Source organism: Nonlabens dokdonensis DSW-6, assembly GCF_000332115.1.
Taxonomy (GTDB): Bacteria; Bacteroidota; Bacteroidia; order Flavobacteriales; family Flavobacteriaceae; genus Nonlabens; species Nonlabens dokdonensis.
Map to the genome: position 1 here is coordinate 679,942 of NC_020156.1, position 20,925 is coordinate 700,866.

The window sequence follows — 20,925 nt, forward strand, 5'->3', positions numbered from 1 at the left end:
AAATTGCCTTAAATCTTAATTAAAAGAAATAGGGCAATTGCCTTAATCGAAGTAAATTTTCAATCAATTTTGTCTAGCATTTTCTTTTAAGTACTTATCATTTACCAATATATCGCCACTCACGGTACCATCTTGATAAGTAATCTTACGGAAATAATATCTATGTACAGAAGGACTATGCTGCGGTTTATAAATTGCCGAGGTCCAGTCTCCATATTCATTTGACTTAGAATGAGATAATGGCGCCTTGATTTGGGTAGGTGTAAGTTTTGTTTTTACCAATTTATTGTAAGCAGCAATATCTGTCGCTGCAAGTTCTATCAGATCATCAAACTTTGTTTTAAAACGATCTGTTTTAAAATATGCCTCAGTCCCGTCATAAGGTATTGTATAAGCATAAATATAATCACTCGAGCTTTTTTTCATGATTATTTGATCCTGATGAAAAACCCAAGTCTTTTTTGCTTGATAATCGGTTATGGTAGTTACCTCTTTATTGTGTTTGTAAATGTATTCTTTATCCTTCTTGGATTTAAAAAGCACCTTACTGATATCGCTACCCTTGCGATATATGGTGTATTTATTAGTACCTATGATGGCATCGTCGTCATTTAATTTAAAATCATCCTTAGTCATACCATACTTAGATCCATAAGACTGACCTATCAAATTACCATTGCTATAAAAATATTCCTCTGCAGATTGTGAATACTTACTTTGAGTAAGGTATTTGCTCAAAGATCCATCATCATTAAAGAGGTAACCGTGAAACACACTCGGGATAATCGAGTCTTTGCTAGTTTCATAAACTGCTAGTTCAATTTGTTTAACAGGTTTACTGACTTCAAAGTCTGACCAAGTCTGTTTTTGCGGCGGCAAACTTAAATTAGGATCATTTAAAATGATTTTTTGAGCTTCAACAATATACGTTGGTAGAACAAGTAGTAGGATTAAAAAGTATTTGAGAGTTTTCATTTTTATCACAGTTTTATTTGTAGTAAGTTATTTCTCTACTATTACTAGTTCCATAAGCTACATTATCATAACTGACCCAATTGCCATGACTATCAAGAACTACGTTTTGCCAATCATCTGCACCTTGAAAGTTTCTGTTTACAAAAACACCATTTTTGTAGCGATTTGTAACCCTAGAGGAACGATCGTCACCTACCGTAATAGTTACTTCAAGTGATTCAAGCGTACCGTAATATTCAAAAGTTCTAGGATAAGGATCATCACCGTACCATTCTGTTCTTTTAATCAGTCGATTTTGATCGTCATAGGTGTACGTGATATGTGTTCCTGTATTTGTTTTTTCTTTGATCAATTGACCGGCGTTATTATAAGTATAGTTCCCTATTTCTTTTTTCCCTTTTATCGAGTAACTAACGATTCTATCCTTTTCAATTTTATAGATAAAAATAGAACCGTACTTCTCCACCGTAATTGATGATTTAGTATACGTAAACTTTTTAGGCTCATCACCTGTTTCCCTCAATAATCTACCTTGATCATCAAACTCTAGATGGCCTGCTTTCTTAACAGGTCCATTTAATCCTAAATCTGCTATGGTATAGTTTAATGCTTTAGGGTTTACTGGTGCTTGTGATTTACTTTGCGCATGAACGAAAAAAGTGCCACATAAAAATGATAAGAGGATCCATATTTTCATAACTGATATATTTTATAACTTGATTGCTTTAAGTGCCTTTTTGATTTCAGCATCTGAAATAGAAACATTTTTATCGCCTTTAATTTCACGTACTTTAATGTTTGCTACATTTCCAGAGCCGTAGTCTCGTATTTCTTTAGAAACGCGCAATACCCACGTGTTGTCTTTGTAAGTATAATAGTATCCAAAACTCTTTCTGTCTCTATTCATATCTTTGTCAAGTGTCCATGATTGAGTCATATTACCATAATCATCAAACTCTTTTTCTATACCGCTGCTCACTGCTCCTTCTAGGTTATAATTGATTTTTTTGACTTCATTGCCATCTTCTAATTTGATAATTTTCTTGTAACTAGGCTCACCTGAATTAGTATAAGACTGCGCAATAATTTCATTGTTTTTGTAGGTTTCTAGCTCTCTAAGAACACCTTCATTATTAAAAACTTCTTTTTTAACAAGTCGGTCACCTTCGTACGTATGGATAATCTTAGGTATGTAATTAGGTCCATTTTCTACTGTGATAAGGATCGTTTGTGGATTCTCACCTTCATAACTATACTTTGTAAGAGATGTGTTGTTAGTTCTAGATGCATAGGCTTTTATCGCACTTAATCTTCCCTGGTCGTCATAAGAATACTCTTGCGAGTTTTTCCTACCATCTGGATAAGTTTGTATATGAGAAAGATAATTACCGTCTTCATTAAAAGTGTATGTCGATGTACTTCTAGGCTTGATCTCATCTGTTTTATATTTATAAATCATAGTTTTTTCTACCAACTCTGTAGTTCCTTGAGGTAGGTTCATTTTTGTGAGGTCACTGTTTGTTTGGCTAACGACTTCATCGCAAGAGGTGAAACTCAAGATAGCTATAAGTAATAGGCTCAGATAGGTATTTCTAATCATGATATGGGATTTTAAAAGGTATACTTGTTATGTACTAATAAAACTACTTTGTAAATCTAGATTTTGGAATAGGGCAATTGCCTTAAATGAATTGTATTTATTGTTTATTATTTGAATGATAGCCAGAGTAAGAACTAACCTTTGCTCTTGCAGTCGTTTTTACATAGTTTCTCTGTTCTTTATCAAGCATATTTAAAAATGTTAATACATCAACGCTACGAGGCATTAGCATGGTTAATTGGAAAGCAGCAGGCTTATTCACGACATATAATTCTTTGAATAAAATAGAATAAGCATCTATACGAGCGCTATCTGAGATTCCACTAGCGATTAGAGACTTCTCCATATCAGCAAGAATTTGTTTCATTTTTATTTTGCCATTACTTTCTTGAAAAGCACTTAAAAAGGCACTTGCTCTTTGTGAAATTGCAGTGGTCGTTAATGAAGGTTTGCTAGTATCTTCATCATTTCCTAAGCTTGTAGGTGGTGTATTTATTTGATTTGATAAATTGGCACTTTTTTTAGTAGGATCTTTTAAGTAAAGCTTTTCACCATTGTAAACATATGCAGGAAAAAATGTACGCAGAGGATTAGACGCAGAACCTTTTAAAACAAGATACGGCTCATCATCAACGTATATCACACTGTCACCAGCTGCGGTAAATCCCCATTTTGTGATCTTGCTGTAATCAAACTGTTCACCATTTGAAAAAATCTTATACACTTTTTTTTCATTTTCAATGGAATAGAACGATTGAACGTCTGTGTATTTTACAGAAGTGTAAAAATGTTTTGGATCGCTTTGATCTACATTTTGAGTTATGTAATGAGTGGTTCTAAGACTATCTGTGATATAGACACTTTTTTCTACATAATAGAGTTTCATTTTACTGACTAATTTACCCTTATCAAATGCTCGCACTGAACCTTCATGATATTCCAGAATCGCCTCACTTCCTACTGTAACTTGAGGTGCCACACCTTGAAGTCCTAAATCTTCTTTAGACTTAAATGCATCTTTTGCATAGTAGTAATTTTTATCTTGTGGAATGTAAAAGAGCCCGCTATTATCTAGCGTTCTGGTAGCAATTATTTTTTTTGATGCATATCTATTATTAAATCTTGCTTTTGGAAAAATAATCTGTGAACCTTCCATATAATAGACACGTTCCCAATTCAATTGTTTACTTTTAATAGCCGCATCTATATCACTATAATATATTATAGAACGCGATAACTCATAAGGCATACTATTTGATTTCACCTTCTTTTTAATCCAATTTCCCTTTTCATCAAATTCATAGGTAGTTACCCTTTTGTCATTTGCGTATATACTTAAAACTTCTAGTCCATCCTTAAAGTGTTTTTTTTCACTGGTAATTTTGCCTTGGATATTGTAGGTTATGGTAACTATGAGTTCCCCTTTTTCATTTGCATATTCATAATTTAACTTTTCAATAGTGTTGTTCTGTTTTGAATTACTTGTTTTTTCAACAACACGATTACGAGAATCATATTTGTACGTATATATCCAAAAATCATTTTCTTCTCTTATTATGTTTTTGTTTAAATCATATTCAAAAAATGAAGGGCTTGACGCAAAAGCACTTTTTTGTGTTGTTACAAGTCCATTCTTAAGAAGTAAATAATCTTTTTTATCCTTAATAGCTTGTTCTAATGTGATATTGCTTTCTAAATAAGGTACTTTCCCATTTCTAGGATACTCCTTAAAATCCATACTATATACATCACCCTGCAATTCATTTATGGCAAGTTCTTTCCAATACGGCCCATAAGGATTGAGAGGCGCATTCACTTTATCTATGAAGACTTGTGACTGTAGGGTGTACGCTTTCGCAAAAGCGAGAATCATTATTAAGACTACATTCAATTTCATTATATCTATATTGTAAATCAAAATTAATTGGAATCAAGAAGTTATAAAATAGGGCAATTGCCTTAAATTAACTTTTACTCCACTTGCTGTTTTGAAGTCTAGCGATCAAGAAAATTTTATTTTTCCAGTACCAAACTTGTGCCTGCTTAGGATAAACTTCTTGATTCAAATACATAGTAGTTTGCAGTGGTCTCTCTAAAACAGCATTGAACTTCTTGAACTTTTCTGGAGTATAATGTTGCTTAAAATATGTCTTGGCATCATTATCTGAATTAAAAACAAGTTCTACCTCAACTAATTTAGGTGATTGATCATAATTAAATTTATAAGCCGCATAATTAAAAGGCTGGCCTTTGTAAAAAACATTATGGTATACTAATTTTTTATCTGCAGTGAAGTCTACTTTGCTATTTTGAAGCGCTCGATGAAAATCTGTTGCGCTGACTTCAAATCCCATGTTACCATCTTCAAAAACAAATAGTTCTTTGAAACTGGTGTTAGCTCCGTCTGGTAAATTTACAGTGTGAGGGTTTTCAATATCTCTAGAATTATATATTCCTGCACCAGTCTTTATCGCTCGATAATACCTCTTTACTAGAAGACCATTTTCCCCAGTAATATTGACATTAATATTAAGATGGTCTTTATGAAGCAAAAAATCAGGAGGCATGAGGTTTTTTTCAAACGGTGCAAAACCTAACAGTTTTTCTGTATCATCCTTGAAAGTGATGGTCTTTCTGCTTATCTCCTTATTTTGCTGATTGTAAATAATAAATTCAGCTTGTTTGATTGCAAATGATTCGAGAGGTTGTTCTAAGGTTAGATAGAAATTAGGTTTCGAATTTTCATCAAAGAACAAACTGGTCTTCAAATTAATTATAGCATTTTCACGTAGATCAGAAATTTTTTCTGGATAAAGCACATCTATATTCGCAAAGAACAATCCTTCTCTAGACATTAATTTATGTGCAGCAAAGGAGATATATCCATAACCATTATCGCCCAAATCTGTTCCCCAAGAATTTTTGAATATAAAACCCTTGTCGTTATAACCTACTATATTCACCGCATGAGCGCCATAGTTATTTATGGTAGTACCATCTTCTAGCTTTGTTTTAGCATTTATCAAATAATAAGGTAGTTTACCAGTAAAAATATCGTTAGTAAGATCGCCTTCATAAGTTTCAAAAATATCAATGTACCTTTTACGTTCTCCATTAATAGCAACACTTATAGTTGGTAAAATGGTTGTAATGCTGTAGTCTGAGTTTGTGACCACACTGGTACATGAATATTTGTATAAATAACCGCAATATTCAGAACTCCAGTATCTAAAAGCTTTTTAAGTTGCTCTACATCATGGATGGTTCTAGCATCTATATGAATAAAGTTATCGTCTTTAATACCGTAAGTAGCATTTTTACTGTATTGATACAAGCCTACTTTACCTACTTGAGCTCCTTTAATAAGTCTTGTAAAATCGTTAGTATCACTTTCCCAATCTAACGATCCTCCATTATAAGGCATTACAGACTCTGCAACAATTCCATAACTAGCAAGTGGTTTTTTGTAATTAATAAATAAATCTCCTTCTTGATAAGTAACACCAGGTTGACTGTGTTTGAGAGCAGCATAAAGATATTGCTCACTCACATCTGACGGCATATAAGGTGTGACCTCGAGAGTAGCAGCTACACTAAAAGCAGTACAAGTACCACGACTTCCTTGATTCTTAACAGGACTTTGATAATGACGGTAATCTACTTGAGCTGAGCTAAGAAAAGACATTAAGAAAAAGACTAAAATGGTTATCGCTTTCGCGAAAGCGAGATCAAAACTGTTATTATACATAATAAATGAGTTTTATTTAAAACAAAATTGCCCTAAATCAGTACGAATTGAAATAGGGCAATTGCCTTAAATAAAAGTGTATTTCATGATCAATAAAAATCGCAAAAGGTATTTTAGTTTATTAATCAAATAGGAGTAATAGTACAAAACAAACAAACGCAATGAACAACGCCGCGCCCTGCAACCATAATGTTATTTTGAGCAGTCTAGTTGTACCGTATGCCCGATATCCTAAATATGCTAACACCACAGAGGCTAGGAAAAAGGGTAGGCATATAAACACAATCATATAATATATCCATATCCAACTGGTAAGGATGCAATAAATAGCAAGCACTAGTGCTGGAATCACTAACCATTTGTGGCGACTCAATGGGTTTTTACCTAATACTTTTGCTAGTAGGCAAACGACTATTAAAATAACGAAAGCCGTGCCCCAAGTCGCTATGAAAAATTCTAATTCAGTAGTATTCACAAGTTCAATTTTAAGGTGCTTTTTCAAATAAATCACCGCTTACATAAGCATCTGCAATGCCTATTCTATTGCGAGTCATCGTTTCAAACGGCGGTAATACATAGCTGGGCATACCTTCTATTACCATTACTGGATTCCCGTTTTCTAGATATTTAACAACTACATCGCGGTTGTCAAACATAGAAACACCTTTGTCTACAATTACTAGTGTATCTTCATTTGTAATCACATAAAAGGCTTTTTTTGTCTCATCTACCTTAGCTAGCGGGACAATGGGCACGTCATCATACAAAGCATTCAAGTGAAAATAGGTCATGCCAGATACCTTATCATAAAATACGCGTGCTATTCCTAGCATGGCAGTTACTATCTGACTGTTATCTAAAATCATATTTCTGTCCAATACAATGAGATCGTTTTCTATATAAATCGCAATATATGGAGTGGCAGCATAAGCACTTTTAACATGATAAACCGTTTTTAACGCATAGGAAGATTTCATGTCGTCTAGTGCATAAAAATAATCTCCCGTCAGGTTATTGTAAACAAATACCGCGTTAACTGCTGGAACATGTTTTAATGTGAAGATGTCACTCTCTTTACCGTTGACTTTGAGTGTAAAAATGGGTTGCGTGACATCATTATTGATAAAATCTTTTATAATAGTAAGTTCCTCTGCTTTAGGTCGCTCGCTGTGGTAAGTTATTGTGCGGTAATCTGAAATAGGTTCTTTCTCTCCAGGATAGAGAACTGTTTTAGAAATCCAATTATTATGGTGGTCAAATTCATAAGTGTTTTGATAGGTCTTATTACTATTAAACACTTCCAGACCGTTTAAAAAATGCAATTCTGAGGTTTCTTTTTTCTGCTTACTGCCATCTTTAGTAATTCTAAGTTGGGTGACTTTTAAAAGCGCTCCATCTTGTTTGTATGTGAATTTCTTTGTGTGTGCATTCAACGGATTTAAATTTACAAAAACACTCAGTCTATTTTGTGCATCATAGCTATAGGTGCTTGTAACTTCACCGTCAGTGAGCGCGGTAGTGATAAGACCTGATTTGTTATACACATATTCAAAACTACGGTCCAGAACGCCTGCATCATAAAAAGTAAGTTTAACAAGGTTGTTATTTACATCATACTCGCGCACTGCGCCAGGAAAATCTGGATCGTTGATATCATCAACCGTCCATATCTTGTTTTGAATTAAACCGTCCATATTTACACCTGCGTAGTTTCCATTAACGTCAAAATATAGGTCATCTATGGTATAAACATCACCTTGCACCTGCTGTGCATCTAGTCTACGTGCATCTGGAATAAAATTGAGCGGTGCATGTTGCCAAAATGGTTTCTGAGCGTTTACAGAAAGGTTAAGTAACACTATTGTGATCGCTATAATTTTGGTAATATTTTTCATAACATCCCATTTATATCAAACAAAATTACCCTATTTCAATACTATTTGAAATAGGGCAATTGCCTTAAAAGATTGATTTTAATCCGTCCTACTAAGCTGTAGATACTGATAACACCACCTGACTCATGGGAGCTACTACCACTATAGCTTCTTTGCTTTCTGTGCATTTTGCCATCTGTTTTCTAGATAATCTAAACTTTTTACCTGCCAATAGAATATAGCGTGTTTCTGACTTATTTCGCCTACTACCTATACGATTGTATCTTTTAAAATCCACTTTTTTATTCACTATACCATGATATTCTTCTACTTCGCTTGTTGAGAGATCCTTCAATTTTTTAAAATGGTGTTGGGTAAAAATGAGTACTGCCATTGCAGGAATTCCTACGGCAGCCGCACGCATCACAAAAGGCAAAGAGGGAAAACTATAGGCCACCCATAAAAAGAGAAAAAAAACTGGCAGGATCAAAAGAATGATCCATGTAGATTTTTTTAGTGATTTTTGTTCGTCTAGGGTCATCGCTCTGACTGTCTTGTTTAATTCCATAATTTAGATAATATTAAAAAATAAAGCTCCTAAAATGGAGAGGATTACAGCTATGATTTGCAAACCAATAATAACTCTGATGATTTTATTGCTTGCGTTAATTCTATAAGCCATATAACCACTTATCATAGATAAAAATAATGCTGGTAAACTTACATAAAGGCAGAAATAATACAACCACATCCAGCTCGTGCATAATGCAAAAACAGCTAGTATAATGGAAGGAACCGCAAAGAAATGATAACTGTTATTACTAGGCTCCTTTGTTTTTATAAAAAAAGTTATTCCTAAAACAGCCAAAATAATACAAAAGACTACCGCTATGTTACCTACTATTCCCATTATTTCAATCTACAATTTTAAGGGAACGTTGTTTTTCAAAAACCTCATTACATATATGTAACTGAACTTTTTCATCCTTGAAAATCTCCAAAGAAGATAAAACAGAAACCGCGTTAAGCGCATAATCCATAGATTCATCTGTAAAATACTTCTCTTGAGTTACCATATTGATGTTTATGATACTGTCTTTAACCAGTTGAAAACTCACATCACCATCCTGGCCATATCCATTTTCTGACATCATTTCTGAAAAAGCTTTTGCTTGATCTTTCATTGTATCTGGCTTGTAAAATACTTCTACACCATTAGTTTTTACATGGGGACCATAACCATCTATATCGCAGGATACAATTAGAATTAAAACGATTATTCCTATAAACTTTTTCATGATTGGTTTTTTAAATGATGTAACAAAACTCCTTTATTTCTATTTATCTATCAATAAGGCAATTGTCCTATTTATTACAATTTCGATCTCTTTCAATAACTGTTTTCAAAAGAGAATTGATAATGATCTCGCTTTCGCGAAAGCGGAATCACAACAATCTATTAACATAAAAATTTAAATAAGAATCCTATTTCAAGAAAGTATCAACTACTTTAGACGTCTATTGAATAAGTACAATTCATAAAATATAATTTTACCTATGTTCGGATTATTTAGTAAAAAGAAAAAACAAACCATCGCCAAGTATCTCAAAGAAGGAGCGCAGTTAGTTGATGTACGCACTGCATCAGAGTTTAATAGCGATCATATTAAAGGTTCTAAAAATATTCCCGTACAAGGTATTGATCAAAAAATAGAAACCTTAGATAAAAGCAAACCTGTAATCGTGTATTGCGCAATGGGTGGAAGAAGTAACATTGCCGCCTCAAAGTTAAAAGCTAATGGATTTAAAGTAGCAAACGCCGGCGGCATAGGCTCCATGAGAAAACATCTCAAATCGTGATACTTTTATTATATATTCTTCCTACTTTTAGTTTATGAAATTAGATTACCACAACATAAAAGATGAAGGGAAATTTACCGTAACTAGTTTTCAATGCGGTCCATCTTTGCAACTGTTGCAAGAAAAGGGGTTGTATAAAATCGTATGGTGTACTGAAGGTGAAGAAAAAATAGTCGTAGATGGCTATGATGTCATTTTAAAAAAGAACCAGGTTCTATTTTGCACTCCGGTAAATATTGTGGACATTCCTAAAGATAATTACGGTTTAATTGCCTTCGTATTTAATAGAGAATTCTATTGCATCCAGCACAATGATCCAGAAGTATCCTGCATGGGACTTTTATTCTACGGCTCTAGCAGCGCACCTATTATAGATTTAAATGAAAAGCACCAGCGCAGTTTTAATGCCATGCTCGTTTTATTTCAAGAAGAGTTTGAAACAAAAGATCATATTCAAGGCGAGATGTTGCGCACCCTTTTAAAAAGAATGTTGATCACCTCGACAAGACTTATCAAACAGGAAACTAATCAAGCAAATCTTTCCATTAAACAAGTAGACCTCATTAGAAAATTTAATATTCTGGTAGAACAACATTACAAAGAGAAACATCAAGTTGCTGACTATGCAGAGTTACTCTATAAATCACCTAAAACGCTCTCTAATTTCTTCAAAAAACACAACGTAAGTTCACCACTTAAAATTATAAATGAACGTATAGCTGCTGAAGCCAAGCGATTACTACTTTATTCTGATAAAAGTGCTGAAGAAATTGCCTACGAATTGGGTTATAACGAACCGAGTCATTTTTCTAAATTTTTTAAAAAACAAACAGGAAGCTCACCTCTAGCTTTCAGAAAAGCTTAATTAGGAAATACTCTTGCTTTAAACCCTTTAGGAATCATCAATTTTTCAGAATCGTACATGTTGATGTAAAGAACTAAAGTGTCTGTACTTCCCTCATGGTAGACAGCATATTTATCAAGAAGTGCTTGACCATAAGCAGAATTTTCTGAAGGTTGAGGACAACAACTGCCTATCCTGTAGTATTCCAGCTCTTCTCCTTGAGGACCTGCCAGCGCATTAAGAAACCTGCGCTCATTAGTTGGACCTTCACTTTCAGCAGCTCCACCTACTTTAATAGCATTTTCTGGTTCAAAACCATAAGAAGAATCATCAGCATATTTCTCCACTAGAAACGCATATTTATTTACTAAAATCTGCGGATGTTTGCCGTCACTCTTTGTAATGACGTTGTCCTTTGTTTTAGAAACTGCAGCTTTTTGAGAACCGCAAGCTGTAATAAAAAGAGCAATTAAAATGGTGTAAATAATATTCTTCATGGTTGGTTTTTGTTATAAATATAAATAAAACAGTACTTTTAATGTTGAATTTATTCTTGGAAATGAATTCCTTATTGGATCTTAACGAGATATGCTGAAAATCGTAAAGAATAGGATTAACCTAATTTAATGAAAACAATAATGAAAAAAACAGTTCTTCAAATCGCGCTTTCCGTTTTGTTACTTGGCTTATTTCCAGTAGTAACTTCTGCTCAAGAAAAAAGTAAAAGCAGTTTGTTCAATGTATCTTTTAGGACTGGAATAGCTTCTTATGAAATTGAGAATAATTCAAAATCTGTGTCTGTAAATTATGGTGCTTATTTTCTCAAAGAGTTTGAAATAGGTTCTAAAAGTGTCATTAATACTGGACTAGGAGTAAATAATTTTCTTTTTGACTTTCAAAATGCAAATGGTCAATCCATTAATGCTCAAAACACTTTTATTGAACTTCCTGTTGGATATAAACGCTATAGCTATAATCAAGATAGAGATAAAGCTTTTGTTACGGAAATAGGAATTATCAATAGATTAAAGGTTAATGAAGAATACACCTCTTTTCCAGATGTGAATATTGAGAAAGATTTAGGGTACAACTTAGGTGCTATCGTAGGCTTGGGATACCATACTTCGATATATGATTATGGAAGTCTTGAAATGGGCTTGATACTGGCAACCGACTTTTTGAATAGTGGTTATGATAATTCCAATATTATTGATAACCAGGTGAGTCTATATTTTACTTTCAAATTTTTACGTTAATAATTAATTTCAGCTAGAATCTATATTTTCATAGTTTAAACTTGAAAAACTGAGAACTATCTAAAAACAGAAAAAAAACAGGCCTATTCTTAAAGAACAAACCTGTTTCTACTAACCAACTATGAAAATCTAGTTCTTGAATCTTTATGCTAATTCCAATTCAAGAGGTTGTGCTGCTGGAAAATCAACAGGCACTTGTGTTGTGTTGTGGATGTAATTTGAAATCGTCTTTTCACCAACTAAAACAATTGTATCAATAAGGTTTTCCTGAGAGTAACCAGCTGCAAGAAATTTGTCGACAATAACATTATCTGCTTTACCTCTATTTTCTGTAATATTTTTTGCAAGTTGTGCTAGAGCATCATAACTGCTTTGGAAAGAAGCTTTACCAGCTCTTAATTCTAAGATTTGCTCTTCTGTAAAACCATTTCCTTTAGCGATTGCTGTATGAGCTGCAAGACAGTAAGAACAGCCATTTACCTCACTTACTGCTAGATTCACCACTTCTTTTTCTTTATTATTAAGTGATGTTTTTGAACCTGCAAAAGTCAGATAATTACTTAACGCATAATCAGAAAGTGCATAAGTCGCATATAAGTTAGGTACGAAACCTACTTGCTTTTCTAAATTATCAAAAATTCCCTGATTTGTTTCACTTACTTCAGTTCTACTCGGTACATTAAATGTTGCCATAATATTATATTTTAAATTAGTATTAATGTTTACCCCTTAGGATAGGACAAAGATGCAGCAACAAGTAGGTTGAAAAAAGAAAGGTATTTCCTAGTTGCTGGTTGATTGTTCCCTAATTAGTATTAATTGCTTTCGCGAAAGCGAGATCCTGATAAACCTCATTATTATAGTTCTAAAAGTTATATTTGCGTATATAAAACACAATGGTTCATGTCTTTTCCTAATCCGCAAATCAAGCTTACAGTAGATGCCGTTGTATTCGGTTATGAAGCTGGTAATATCTCGGTGCTTCTTATTCAAAGAAAGTACGATCCGTTTAAAGGAAAATGGGCGCTACCTGGAGGTTTTGTTTTAGAAGAAGAGTCATTAGAAGAAGCAGTAGAACGAGAATTAAGAGAAGAAACAGGCGTCGCTATCAATTATTTAGAACAGCTGTACACTTTTGGTGGAGTAAATCGTGATCCTCGTGGTCGTGTAGTTTCTGTGGCTTACTTTGGATTGATCCATCCAGATGGTCATACCCTTGAGGCCTCAACAGATGCTGAAGCCGCTAAATGGTTTGACATCAACGATCTTCCTCAACTATCTTTTGACCACAGTCATATTCTTGATATGGCAATTGAGCGATTGAAAGGTAAGATTACTTATGAACCCATAGGATTTGAATTGTTAGATACTAAATTCCCTTTTTCAGATTTAGAAAAACTCTACAGCACTCTTCTTGGTCGTCCGGTAGACCGACGTAATTTCCGTAAGAAAATCAACAGCTTAAAAATTCTCGACGAACTTGACGAGAAAATTTCGTTAGGTGCTGGTCGCCCTGCAAGTCTCTTTAGATTTAACGAGACTCGCTACAAACAGCTGCAAAAAGAAGGAATTATCTTCGAAATTTAAAGCGTTTTTAAATCAGTTCCGCTTTCGCGAAAGCGTTAAAAAATATTTGTGTAAAATAAACACAAATAAACTTGTGGCTGTATATTCTATTCGTCTATATTTGCGTTATAATTACACAAATAAATAATATGAACGGTTTACTCTTAACTGACGGATATAAAACAGGACACCACCTACAATACCCAAATGGTACAGAAGAAGTATATTCTAACTGGACTTCTCGTAGCAATAAATACGCTCCAGACGGTTGTGAAAAAGTGGTTTCCTTTGGTCAGCAATATGTAATCCAGTGGTTGCATGATTATTTTGAAACTCATTTCTTCTCGTTACCTAAAGAAAAGGTATGTCACGAAATAGAAGAAGAACTTTCCCTTTATTTAGGGACTGCATACGATGCTTCTCATTATAGAGCTTTACATGATTTAGGTTATCTACCTATACGAGTTAAATCGCTTCCAGAAGGCGAAGAAGTTGCGATACGTATCCCTATGCTTACGATGGTAAATACTCATAAAGAGTTTTATTGGGTTACTAATTTTCTAGAAACCATTTTAAGCTCGATGTTATGGCAACCCATGACCTCTGCTTCTATTGCGTTGCTTTACAAACGTATTTTTAAAAAATGGGCGTTAAAAACCGATCTGGAAAACCTCTCATTTATAGATTTTCAAGGACATGATTTTTCTATGCGAGGAATGGGTGGTTTACAAAGTGCGCTTTCCTCAGGAATGGGTCATGCTGCCGTATTTTTAGGCTCTGATACACTTCCTGTCATTAGCGGAATGCGCAAATACTATAATGCGCAGGGTTTTGTAATAGGATCTGTAAATGCAACCGAGCATTCTGTGATGTGCGCTGGAACTAAGGATGATGAAATAGGGACTTTTAGAAACTTGATAAACACCTACCCTACAGGAATTTTATCTGTTGTAAGCGATACTTGGGATTTATGGAAAGTGATGACTTCTTATTTACCTATTTTAAAAGAAGAAATTATGAGTCGCGATGGTAAACTGGTCATACGTCCTGACAGTGGCGACCCAACAGATATCATTTGTGGCACAAATTCTAAAATCGGCAGATCATCTCCTCAAGAAAAAGGCGTTGTAGAGTTATTATGGGAAACTTTTGGAGGAAATACAAATAATCAGGGTTTCAAAGTACTTGATCCTCACATAGGCGCTATTTATGGAGATAGTATCACCACAGAACGTGCTGAAAATATTTGCCAGCGACTGTATGATAAAGGTTTTGCTTCTACAAATGTGGTTTTAGGAATCGGTTCTTTTACCTATCAGTTTAAAACGAGAGATACCTTTGGTTTTGCAATGAAAGCAACTTCTGTCGTGGTAAACGGTGAGCGCAGAGAGATATTTAAAGACCCTATTACAGATGATGGCGTAAAGAAATCGGCTAAAGGGCTGGTTAAAGTGATCAAAGAAAATAAGGAGTATATCTTAGCAGATGAAGTGAGTGAAGAAGAAGAAAAAGAAGGAGCGTTAAAAATTATTTATGAAGATGGCCGCTTTCGCGAAAGCGTAACACTACAACAAATAAGAGAACGCATTAATAACATTTTATAAAAAACGAGCGATGAGTTACGAGATCAAAAAGTTTAAAGACGGGCAAATAGCTTCAAAAATTACTAAGCAAACTGATTTACATATCAAAATACGTGGCAACAGTTATGAAGATTTATTTACCATCGCCTCTATAAAAGAGGCTTGGGATGCTGCTCATAATCTGGATAAAACAGTGACTTCTATTTTAACGATATATTGTTTAATGGCACAGAGATCAGATAGACGTTTTAATGAGAAAGAATCTTTTGATCTTAAAGTGGTAGCACGTTTTATTAATAGTTTAAAGTTTGATAAAGTTGAAATACTGCATCCACATAGTGCGATTTCTTTGGCGATGATTGATAACTCGACAGCTCTAGATCATTTTGAATATGTAGAACGAGCTTTTAAGGAAATAGGTCATCCTGTTTTAGTCAGTCCAGATGCAGGAGCTTATAAAACCACTCACCAAATCGCAGAATTGTTACATGCAGATTTGGTGCCAAGCAATAAAGTACGTGTTAATGGCGCGCCACAAATCAGTATTCAAGGAGATGTAAAAGGAAAGAAATGCCTGATTATTGATGACCTTGCAGATGGCGGCAGGACTTTTAAAAACCTCGCTCAAGAATTAAAAAATCAAGGAGCAACAGCGGTTTATCTCTATGTGACTCATGGCCAATTTAACTATGGCTTTGAAGAATTAAAAGAAGTGATTGATAAAATATATTGTACTAATAGTTACAAAGATATTGAAGATGCGTTTGTGACGCAGTTTACGGTGGTTGAATAAGCTATTTTATTTACAATGCTTTTGCAAAAAAAGTAGAAATTAAGAGTTATGGAGTTTAAAGAATTTGAAATTAAATCAAGTACAACTGGTTTCCCTAACCATCCTTTATACAATGAACTTTGTGAAAAAGCTAATTTACTTTTACCCCAACTAAGTTTTAAAAAGCATTGTATAAGGCGTGGTAAAATATCCTTCATATCGCCAGAAGGTATGACAGTAACCGTTGTACATCAAGGATATGATATGCCATCAATTTGCATCGGAAATCAATCAGTTGCTGAATTAATTACAAGCTGGAAACCTTTAGAATATTATTTAGATAACAAAACACCGTTATATAATAAACACAATCAAATAGCATCATTCTATAATTTTGAATTTGATTACGATTTAATCAAAAGTCATTATAAAGAGCTATTAAATATCGTAAATAATTCTGAGGCTTATAACAAATGGATTTCTCAAGTAGATTTTGATAGTGTTTTTGAAAATAAATATAATTACGCTTTCGCGAAAGCGGGAAAAAAATCAAATGAAAACAACAACATTATACAGACCTGTTGGATTAATTGAGTTACAATTGATATATGATACAGGATTTACAGCTTTTCCTCCAAGGTTAGAATGGCAACCCATATTCTATCCTGTGATGAACGAAGCATATGCTATTGAAATCGCAACTAAATGGAATCTTGACGATAAAAGTTCTGGATATTCAGGATTTGTAACTTCTTTTGAAGTTGACGAAGAATTTCTAAAAAGATACAATGTAGAAAATGTGGGTGGAAAGATTCACAATGAATTATGGGTTCCATCAAGTGAAATGGATTTATTTAATGCACATATTAAGGGAGAGATCAAAGTCACAAAAATGTACTTTGGATCTAAGTTTCAGTATCCAGAACAAGAAGGACTGAAACATTTAATTAAACAACATGAACAAAAATAATATTAGTCGTTTTCTAAGTCTGGTACTGAGACACGACCCAAGTAAAATAGGAATCACACTGGATAATCAAGGCTGGATAGCAGTTGATACTTTACTAACACAACTAAAAGAACATGATAAGGAAATAAGTTTTGATACTTTAAAAAATGTAGTAGAAACTAATGACAAACAACGATTTGCTTTTAATGAAGATCAAACTAAAATTAGAGCAAATCAAGGACATTCTATTACGGTAGATTTAAAATATAGACCTTTAGAACCACCAGAATTATTATATCATGGAACTGTAGCTAAATTTGTGGATGGTATCAAAGAAAAAGGACTGCTCAAAATGAATAGGCACCACGTCCATTTAAGTGAATCTCTTGAAACAGCAATTAAAGTAGGTGCAAGACGAGGGAAACCGATTATTTTAACCGTACAGGCAACCGCCATGTATAAGGCTGGATATCAATTTTATAAATCTGAAAATCAAGTTTGGTTAACAGATGTAGTTCCCACTAATTATATAGAGTTTAAAAGATGAGAACACTTGTTATAGGAGATATCCACGGCGGTTATAAAGCTCTTTTACAAATATTAGATCGAGCAGAAGTAACTCCTGAAGACCAACTTATCTTTTTAGGAGATTATGTCGATGGGTGGAGCGAGGCAGCTCAGAGTATTGACAAATTAATTGAGCTTTCAAAAATTATCAAATGTATTTTCATAAGAGGAAATCACGATGTGTGGTGTGGTCAATGGTTAAATAAGGGTACGATGAATCCTATATGGTTAGAACATGGCGGTAGAGAAACGATAGAAAGTTATATAAAAACTGGTTTACTGACAGATCCAAAACACAAACAGTTTTTCAATCAATTACAAGATTATCATATAAATGAAGAAAACAAGCTTTTTCTACATGCTGGATTCTCTTCCATGCATGGCGTTACAGGAGAAGAATATGCTTCAAATTTTTATTGGGATCGCACATTATGGGAAGCTGCCTTACTCGCTGATAAAATCCCTAAAGAAGTTTTAAGAGAACAATCACCGCAACGTTTCTCTCATTATAAAGAGATTTTTATAGGACATACACCTACAACAAATTACAATCAATTAGAACCTATGAAAGCTTATAATGTCTTCAATGTGGATACAGGAGCTGCTTTTAAAGGCAAATTAACTATAATGGATATAGAGACTAAAGAGTTTTGGCAGAGCGACCGATTGTATAAATTGTATGCTAATGAAAAGGGACGGAATTAAAAGTAGTAAAATATGGAAATACATCAAAAAACGGAAAAGATATGGACCGTTCCTAACCTTTTAACTTCTAAAGAGTGCGACGACCTCATAATATTTAGTGAGCAAAAAGGATTTTCTGAAGCAGATGTAGGACTTAGCTCTGGATCTAAAATGATGAAAAATGTAAGAGATAATTACCGCCTTATTTATGAGGATCAAAAATTAGCTAGAAATTTAGAAGATAAGTTTCTAGGTCATTCGTATTTTATGGTAGATGCAATGCCACCTTTATATTTAAATGAACGTTTTCGTTTTTACAGATATGAAACCGGACAGCGTTTTAAAAGACATATAGATGGACGTGTAAAAAAAGATCATACACAAGAAAGCCGAGTAACATTCATGGTTTATTTAAATGATGATTTTTCCGGCGGTGAAACCACTTTTGAAGAACTTATGATACAACCTAAAAAAGGAATGGCACTTCTATTTGTTCATGAACAAAAACATGAAAGTAAACCTATCACTGATGGAGTCAAATATGTTCTAAGAAGTGATATTATGTATAATTGTCAATCATGAACATTAAAATAATACAAGGAGACATCACCACCGTAAGTACAGAAGCGATCGTAAACGCTGCAAACTCTTCTTTATTAGGCGGCTCTGGAGTTGATGGTGCCATACATCGCAAGGGTGGAACAGCTATTCTAGAAGCCTGTAAAAAAATAAAAGCTGCACAAGGTAAATGTGCGGTAGGACAAGCAGTGATTACTACAGCTGGAAAACTACCTGCTCAATATGTTATTCATACTGTAGGACCTGTATGGAATGATGGCGGTTGTGAAAAGGTACAACTATTAAGTCAGTGTTATGAAAATGCCATGAAACTTGCTATCAATCAGCATTCAAACAGTATCGCATTTCCATGTATCAGTACTGGGATTTATAAATTTCCAAAAGAACTTGCTGCAAGCACAGCAATACAAACCATACTTAAATTTAAAGATCAAAAAATCATTAGAGAAGTAACGTTTGTTTGTTATGAATCGGTTGACTTTGAAATTTATAATCAACTAATAAAAACATTATGAGTAGGAGATCGGTTTATTTCCGCTTTCGCGAAAGCGTAATTAAAACCAGCTTAAAAACGTAAATAAGATGAAACTCAAAACAAGATCCTATAAAGAACAATTGAAACAATGGCCTCAGGATGGTCATCACATCATGGCGCAATACGACGAAGAGAAAGTCATTGTATATCAATCCTACAGACCAGAAATAGGGGATTTTGCTGTGAAACATCAGTATTTTGGCGATGCTTTTAAGCTTACTAGAATGACGTGGATCAAACCTAATTTTCTCTGGATGATGTATCGCAATGGTTGGGGAACAAAAGAAGGCCAAGAAGTGGTGCTTGCCATACATTTGAAACGGGAGGCTTTTGAACGCAATTTATCAAAAGCAGTTTATTCAAATTACCAAGAAGATCTTTATAAAAGCAGAGAGCAATGGCAAGAAGAAGTGAAAAGCTCCAACATCAGATTGCAATGGGATCCTGATCACGATCCTTATGGAGGCAAATTAGAACGTCGGGCGATCCAGCTAGGAATACGTAATAAAGAGATTATTGCCTATTCAAAAGACGACATTCTAGAGATAGAAGATATTTCTGCATATGTAAATGAGCAATATCTATTTGTAAAAGCGCATGAACTTCACCGATTAACGTTACCTGAAGAAAAGCCCTATCTACCAAAAGATATAGAGGTTTCTAAACGTTTGAGGTTAATCTAAAATGACCATCTCAAAACCTAACCTCAGCTCCCAGAACAAAACCATCAACGCTTATTCCTCCTAAAGAGTAGTTGTTATAACCTGCAAAATATCCCACTTTCTTTCGGTGGTATTTCAACTGTAACTGGAGTTGATCTATACTGCTATCGTTAATGAATGACTGCTTATAAGAACTGTGTAAACTTATAGGTCTAAAAGCATACACATCTAGTCCTACTTGATAAGAAAAACCAGCCGTATCCACATCATCGCCTACATAAGTCGCTCCTACTCCCCAATATCCAGTGACAGATCGTTCTCTGATTCGGTAATAATTGAGCATTAATGAAGTCATATTAAAATGATCTGTAGTACCTGAGATATTACTCTCAAACAAACTAGTATGCAATAATTCCGCTCCTAGAACTGGGATAAATCGATAGTTAATTTTAGTCTCAAAGCCTTGAATAGAATTGGCTGTAAAATAATTAGCATTAGCTTTTAAAAGACTTCTTTTATCACCTTCTATCGCTCCAAAATCATACTCACCATTCACATTATCATAATAATAAGGATATGGAGAAAAATGTCGAGTTTCTAAACTACCAAATAAACCTTCATAACCAACAAACAGAAAAAGCTCTATAAAAATCTCTGCAAATAAACCACCTACAAAATCATCATCGTCATCGCTTGTGCTAGAACTGCTGGAACTAGAGCTGCTGGAAGAAGAAGAACTAGAAGATAAATTTTCCTTAGCCCCACTTAATTTACCTTGAGAAAAACCTATAAAGGGAACAAATAATATTAAAAGTAAAAGCTTTTTCATAGCATGAGATTGGTCATTTGCATTCATCAAGGACCATGCCTT

General features: G+C 34.1%; 27 protein-coding genes. 13 read left to right on the plus strand and 14 right to left on the minus strand.

What is annotated here, in order from left to right; translation table 11 throughout:
• Window positions 1-63: 63 nt before the first annotated feature.
• From DDD_RS02965 to DDD_RS03015, 11 genes are all read right to left on the minus strand, one after another.
• Entirely contained in the window at window positions 64-975 is a 912-nt protein-coding gene (locus tag DDD_RS02965; RefSeq protein ID WP_015361253.1) for a hypothetical protein, read from the minus strand.
• Window positions 976-988: 13 nt separating this feature from the next.
• Complete coding sequence (locus DDD_RS02970) at window positions 989-1,672, minus strand: hypothetical protein (RefSeq protein ID WP_015361254.1); 684 nt, start codon at window positions 1,670-1,672, stop codon at window positions 989-991.
• 12 nt (window positions 1,673-1,684) lie between these two features.
• Window positions 1,685-2,575, minus strand: coding sequence for a hypothetical protein (locus DDD_RS02975; protein WP_015361255.1), 891 nt, complete (start codon window positions 2,573-2,575; stop codon window positions 1,685-1,687).
• 97 nt (window positions 2,576-2,672) lie between these two features.
• On the minus strand, window positions 2,673-4,472 hold the full coding sequence (locus tag DDD_RS02980) for a hypothetical protein (RefSeq protein ID WP_015361256.1): 1,800 nt from the start codon (window positions 4,470-4,472) through the stop codon (window positions 2,673-2,675).
• A gap of 67 nt (window positions 4,473-4,539) precedes the next feature.
• Complete coding sequence (locus DDD_RS02985; RefSeq protein ID WP_015361257.1) at window positions 4,540-5,751, minus strand: C1 family peptidase; 1,212 nt, start codon at window positions 5,749-5,751, stop codon at window positions 4,540-4,542.
• Window positions 5,703-6,323 (minus strand): C1 family peptidase, encoded by a 621-nt coding sequence (locus tag DDD_RS02990; RefSeq protein ID WP_015361259.1) that lies wholly within the window; start codon window positions 6,321-6,323, stop codon window positions 5,703-5,705. Before DDD_RS02990 ends, DDD_RS02985 begins: the two co-directional genes overlap by 49 nt.
• A gap of 121 nt (window positions 6,324-6,444) precedes the next feature.
• On the minus strand, window positions 6,445-6,798 hold the full coding sequence (locus tag DDD_RS02995) for a hypothetical protein (protein WP_015361260.1): 354 nt from the start codon (window positions 6,796-6,798) through the stop codon (window positions 6,445-6,447).
• Between the two features lie 10 nt (window positions 6,799-6,808).
• A complete protein-coding gene (locus DDD_RS03000) occupies window positions 6,809-8,218 on the minus strand; it encodes a hypothetical protein (RefSeq protein ID WP_015361261.1) in 1,410 nt (469 codons plus the stop codon).
• A 91-nt stretch (window positions 8,219-8,309) separates the two neighbouring features.
• Window positions 8,310-8,738 (minus strand): hypothetical protein, encoded by a 429-nt coding sequence (locus DDD_RS03005; RefSeq protein ID WP_015361262.1) that lies wholly within the window; start codon window positions 8,736-8,738, stop codon window positions 8,310-8,312.
• Between the two features lie 30 nt (window positions 8,739-8,768).
• Window positions 8,769-9,107 carry a hypothetical protein gene (locus tag DDD_RS03010; protein ID WP_015361263.1) on the minus strand — a complete coding sequence of 113 codons (339 nt, stop codon included), beginning with the start codon at window positions 9,105-9,107 and terminating at the stop codon, window positions 8,769-8,771.
• Window positions 9,108-9,111: 4 nt separating this feature from the next.
• Complete coding sequence (locus DDD_RS03015) at window positions 9,112-9,495, minus strand: hypothetical protein (RefSeq protein WP_015361265.1); 384 nt, start codon at window positions 9,493-9,495, stop codon at window positions 9,112-9,114.
• A gap of 259 nt (window positions 9,496-9,754) precedes the next feature.
• Here DDD_RS03015 and DDD_RS03025 point away from each other — a divergent pair, with 259 nt between their 5' ends.
• Both DDD_RS03025 and DDD_RS03030 read left to right on the plus strand, forming a co-directional pair.
• On the plus strand, window positions 9,755-10,057 hold the full coding sequence (locus tag DDD_RS03025) for a rhodanese-like domain-containing protein (protein ID WP_015361266.1): 303 nt from the start codon (window positions 9,755-9,757) through the stop codon (window positions 10,055-10,057).
• 34 nt (window positions 10,058-10,091) lie between these two features.
• Entirely contained in the window at window positions 10,092-10,922 is an 831-nt protein-coding gene (locus DDD_RS03030; RefSeq protein WP_015361267.1) for a helix-turn-helix domain-containing protein, read from the plus strand.
• On the opposite strand, the gene DDD_RS03035 is transcribed toward DDD_RS03030, so the two are convergent.
• Window positions 10,919-11,398 carry a hypothetical protein gene (locus tag DDD_RS03035; protein ID WP_015361268.1) on the minus strand — a complete coding sequence of 160 codons (480 nt, stop codon included), beginning with the start codon at window positions 11,396-11,398 and terminating at the stop codon, window positions 10,919-10,921. The two genes, DDD_RS03030 and DDD_RS03035, sit on opposite strands and share 4 nt — an antisense overlap.
• Before the next feature lie 129 nt (window positions 11,399-11,527).
• Here DDD_RS03035 and DDD_RS03040 point away from each other — a divergent pair, with 129 nt between their 5' ends.
• Window positions 11,528-12,157 carry a hypothetical protein gene (locus DDD_RS03040; protein WP_041566882.1) on the plus strand — a complete coding sequence of 210 codons (630 nt, stop codon included), beginning with the start codon at window positions 11,528-11,530 and terminating at the stop codon, window positions 12,155-12,157.
• A 144-nt stretch (window positions 12,158-12,301) separates the two neighbouring features.
• Here the strand turns inward: DDD_RS03040 and DDD_RS03045 are convergent, their stop codons facing one another.
• The gene (locus tag DDD_RS03045) at window positions 12,302-12,850 is read right to left on the minus strand and encodes a carboxymuconolactone decarboxylase family protein (RefSeq protein ID WP_015361270.1); all 549 of its coding nucleotides are present in this window, start codon (window positions 12,848-12,850) and stop codon (window positions 12,302-12,304) included.
• A gap of 210 nt (window positions 12,851-13,060) precedes the next feature.
• On the opposite strand from DDD_RS03045, the gene DDD_RS03050 reads away from it, so the two are divergent.
• The 10 genes from DDD_RS03050 to DDD_RS03095 all read left to right on the plus strand — a co-directional run bounded on the left by DDD_RS03050 (window position 13,061) and on the right by DDD_RS03095 (window position 20,075).
• A complete protein-coding gene (locus DDD_RS03050) occupies window positions 13,061-13,744 on the plus strand; it encodes an NUDIX hydrolase (protein WP_041566883.1) in 684 nt (227 codons plus the stop codon).
• A gap of 128 nt (window positions 13,745-13,872) precedes the next feature.
• Entirely contained in the window at window positions 13,873-15,327 is a 1,455-nt protein-coding gene (locus tag DDD_RS03055) for a nicotinate phosphoribosyltransferase (protein WP_015361272.1), read from the plus strand.
• Between the two features lie 10 nt (window positions 15,328-15,337).
• Window positions 15,338-16,099: a phosphoribosyltransferase family protein gene (locus DDD_RS03060; RefSeq protein WP_015361273.1), complete on the plus strand. Its 762-nt coding sequence runs from the start codon at window positions 15,338-15,340 to the stop codon at window positions 16,097-16,099.
• 48 nt (window positions 16,100-16,147) lie between these two features.
• The gene (locus DDD_RS03065) at window positions 16,148-16,672 is read left to right on the plus strand and encodes a hypothetical protein (protein ID WP_015361274.1); all 525 of its coding nucleotides are present in this window, start codon (window positions 16,148-16,150) and stop codon (window positions 16,670-16,672) included.
• Window positions 16,632-17,048 carry a hypothetical protein gene (locus tag DDD_RS03070; RefSeq protein ID WP_015361275.1) on the plus strand — a complete coding sequence of 139 codons (417 nt, stop codon included), beginning with the start codon at window positions 16,632-16,634 and terminating at the stop codon, window positions 17,046-17,048. The genes DDD_RS03065 and DDD_RS03070 overlap by 41 nt, the downstream gene beginning before the upstream one ends.
• Window positions 17,035-17,574, plus strand: coding sequence for an RNA 2'-phosphotransferase (locus DDD_RS03075; RefSeq protein ID WP_015361276.1), 540 nt, complete (start codon window positions 17,035-17,037; stop codon window positions 17,572-17,574). Before DDD_RS03070 ends, DDD_RS03075 begins: the two co-directional genes overlap by 14 nt.
• Window positions 17,571-18,299 (plus strand): metallophosphoesterase, encoded by a 729-nt coding sequence (locus tag DDD_RS03080; protein ID WP_015361277.1) that lies wholly within the window; start codon window positions 17,571-17,573, stop codon window positions 18,297-18,299. The genes DDD_RS03075 and DDD_RS03080 overlap by 4 nt, the downstream gene beginning before the upstream one ends.
• A gap of 12 nt (window positions 18,300-18,311) precedes the next feature.
• Complete coding sequence (locus DDD_RS03085; protein WP_015361278.1) at window positions 18,312-18,860, plus strand: 2OG-Fe(II) oxygenase; 549 nt, start codon at window positions 18,312-18,314, stop codon at window positions 18,858-18,860.
• On the plus strand, window positions 18,857-19,372 hold the full coding sequence (locus tag DDD_RS03090) for an O-acetyl-ADP-ribose deacetylase (protein WP_015361279.1): 516 nt from the start codon (window positions 18,857-18,859) through the stop codon (window positions 19,370-19,372). Before DDD_RS03085 ends, DDD_RS03090 begins: the two co-directional genes overlap by 4 nt.
• Before the next feature lie 67 nt (window positions 19,373-19,439).
• Complete coding sequence (locus DDD_RS03095; RefSeq protein WP_015361280.1) at window positions 19,440-20,075, plus strand: DUF4291 domain-containing protein; 636 nt, start codon at window positions 19,440-19,442, stop codon at window positions 20,073-20,075.
• 10 nt (window positions 20,076-20,085) lie between these two features.
• On the opposite strand, the gene DDD_RS03100 is transcribed toward DDD_RS03095, so the two are convergent.
• Entirely contained in the window at window positions 20,086-20,883 is a 798-nt protein-coding gene (locus DDD_RS03100) for a hypothetical protein (protein WP_146250758.1), read from the minus strand.
• Window positions 20,884-20,925 lie beyond the last annotated feature (42 nt).

What these genes read in the sequence shown, in the direction of transcription:
- DDD_RS03090 (WP_015361279.1), top strand. Translation starts at nt 18,857, where the DNA reads ATGAACATTAAAATAATACAAGGAGACATCACCACCGTAAGTACAGAA.
- DDD_RS03015 (WP_015361265.1), bottom strand. Translation starts at nt 9,495, where the DNA reads ATGAAAAAGTTTATAGGAATAATCGTTTTAATTCTAATTGTATCCTGC.
- DDD_RS03040 (WP_041566882.1), top strand. Translation starts at nt 11,528, where the DNA reads ATGAAAACAATAATGAAAAAAACAGTTCTTCAAATCGCGCTTTCCGTT.
- DDD_RS03080 (WP_015361277.1), top strand. Translation starts at nt 17,571, where the DNA reads ATGAGAACACTTGTTATAGGAGATATCCACGGCGGTTATAAAGCTCTT.
- DDD_RS02990 (WP_015361259.1), bottom strand. Translation starts at nt 6,323, where the DNA reads ATGTATAATAACAGTTTTGATCTCGCTTTCGCGAAAGCGATAACCATT.
- DDD_RS03060 (WP_015361273.1), top strand. Translation starts at nt 15,338, where the DNA reads ATGAGTTACGAGATCAAAAAGTTTAAAGACGGGCAAATAGCTTCAAAA.
- DDD_RS03035 (WP_015361268.1), bottom strand. Translation starts at nt 11,398, where the DNA reads ATGAAGAATATTATTTACACCATTTTAATTGCTCTTTTTATTACAGCT.
- DDD_RS02975 (WP_015361255.1), bottom strand. Translation starts at nt 2,575, where the DNA reads ATGATTAGAAATACCTATCTGAGCCTATTACTTATAGCTATCTTGAGT.
- DDD_RS03055 (WP_015361272.1), top strand. Translation starts at nt 13,873, where the DNA reads ATGAACGGTTTACTCTTAACTGACGGATATAAAACAGGACACCACCTA.
- DDD_RS03030 (WP_015361267.1), top strand. Translation starts at nt 10,092, where the DNA reads ATGAAATTAGATTACCACAACATAAAAGATGAAGGGAAATTTACCGTA.
- DDD_RS03005 (WP_015361262.1), bottom strand. Translation starts at nt 8,738, where the DNA reads ATGACCCTAGACGAACAAAAATCACTAAAAAAATCTACATGGATCATT.
- DDD_RS02970 (WP_015361254.1), bottom strand. Translation starts at nt 1,672, where the DNA reads ATGAAAATATGGATCCTCTTATCATTTTTATGTGGCACTTTTTTCGTT.
- DDD_RS03075 (WP_015361276.1), top strand. Translation starts at nt 17,035, where the DNA reads ATGAACAAAAATAATATTAGTCGTTTTCTAAGTCTGGTACTGAGACAC.
- DDD_RS03025 (WP_015361266.1), top strand. Translation starts at nt 9,755, where the DNA reads ATGTTCGGATTATTTAGTAAAAAGAAAAAACAAACCATCGCCAAGTAT.
- DDD_RS03010 (WP_015361263.1), bottom strand. Translation starts at nt 9,107, where the DNA reads ATGGGAATAGTAGGTAACATAGCGGTAGTCTTTTGTATTATTTTGGCT.
- DDD_RS02980 (WP_015361256.1), bottom strand. Translation starts at nt 4,472, where the DNA reads ATGAAATTGAATGTAGTCTTAATAATGATTCTCGCTTTTGCGAAAGCG.
- DDD_RS02965 (WP_015361253.1), bottom strand. Translation starts at nt 975, where the DNA reads ATGAAAACTCTCAAATACTTTTTAATCCTACTACTTGTTCTACCAACG.
- DDD_RS03100 (WP_146250758.1), bottom strand. Translation starts at nt 20,883, where the DNA reads ATGAAAAAGCTTTTACTTTTAATATTATTTGTTCCCTTTATAGGTTTT.
- DDD_RS03065 (WP_015361274.1), top strand. Translation starts at nt 16,148, where the DNA reads ATGGAGTTTAAAGAATTTGAAATTAAATCAAGTACAACTGGTTTCCCT.
- DDD_RS03045 (WP_015361270.1), bottom strand. Translation starts at nt 12,850, where the DNA reads ATGGCAACATTTAATGTACCGAGTAGAACTGAAGTAAGTGAAACAAAT.
- DDD_RS03085 (WP_015361278.1), top strand. Translation starts at nt 18,312, where the DNA reads ATGGAAATACATCAAAAAACGGAAAAGATATGGACCGTTCCTAACCTT.
- DDD_RS03095 (WP_015361280.1), top strand. Translation starts at nt 19,440, where the DNA reads ATGAAACTCAAAACAAGATCCTATAAAGAACAATTGAAACAATGGCCT.
- DDD_RS03050 (WP_041566883.1), top strand. Translation starts at nt 13,061, where the DNA reads ATGTCTTTTCCTAATCCGCAAATCAAGCTTACAGTAGATGCCGTTGTA.
- DDD_RS03000 (WP_015361261.1), bottom strand. Translation starts at nt 8,218, where the DNA reads ATGAAAAATATTACCAAAATTATAGCGATCACAATAGTGTTACTTAAC.
- DDD_RS03070 (WP_015361275.1), top strand. Translation starts at nt 16,632, where the DNA reads ATGAAAACAACAACATTATACAGACCTGTTGGATTAATTGAGTTACAA.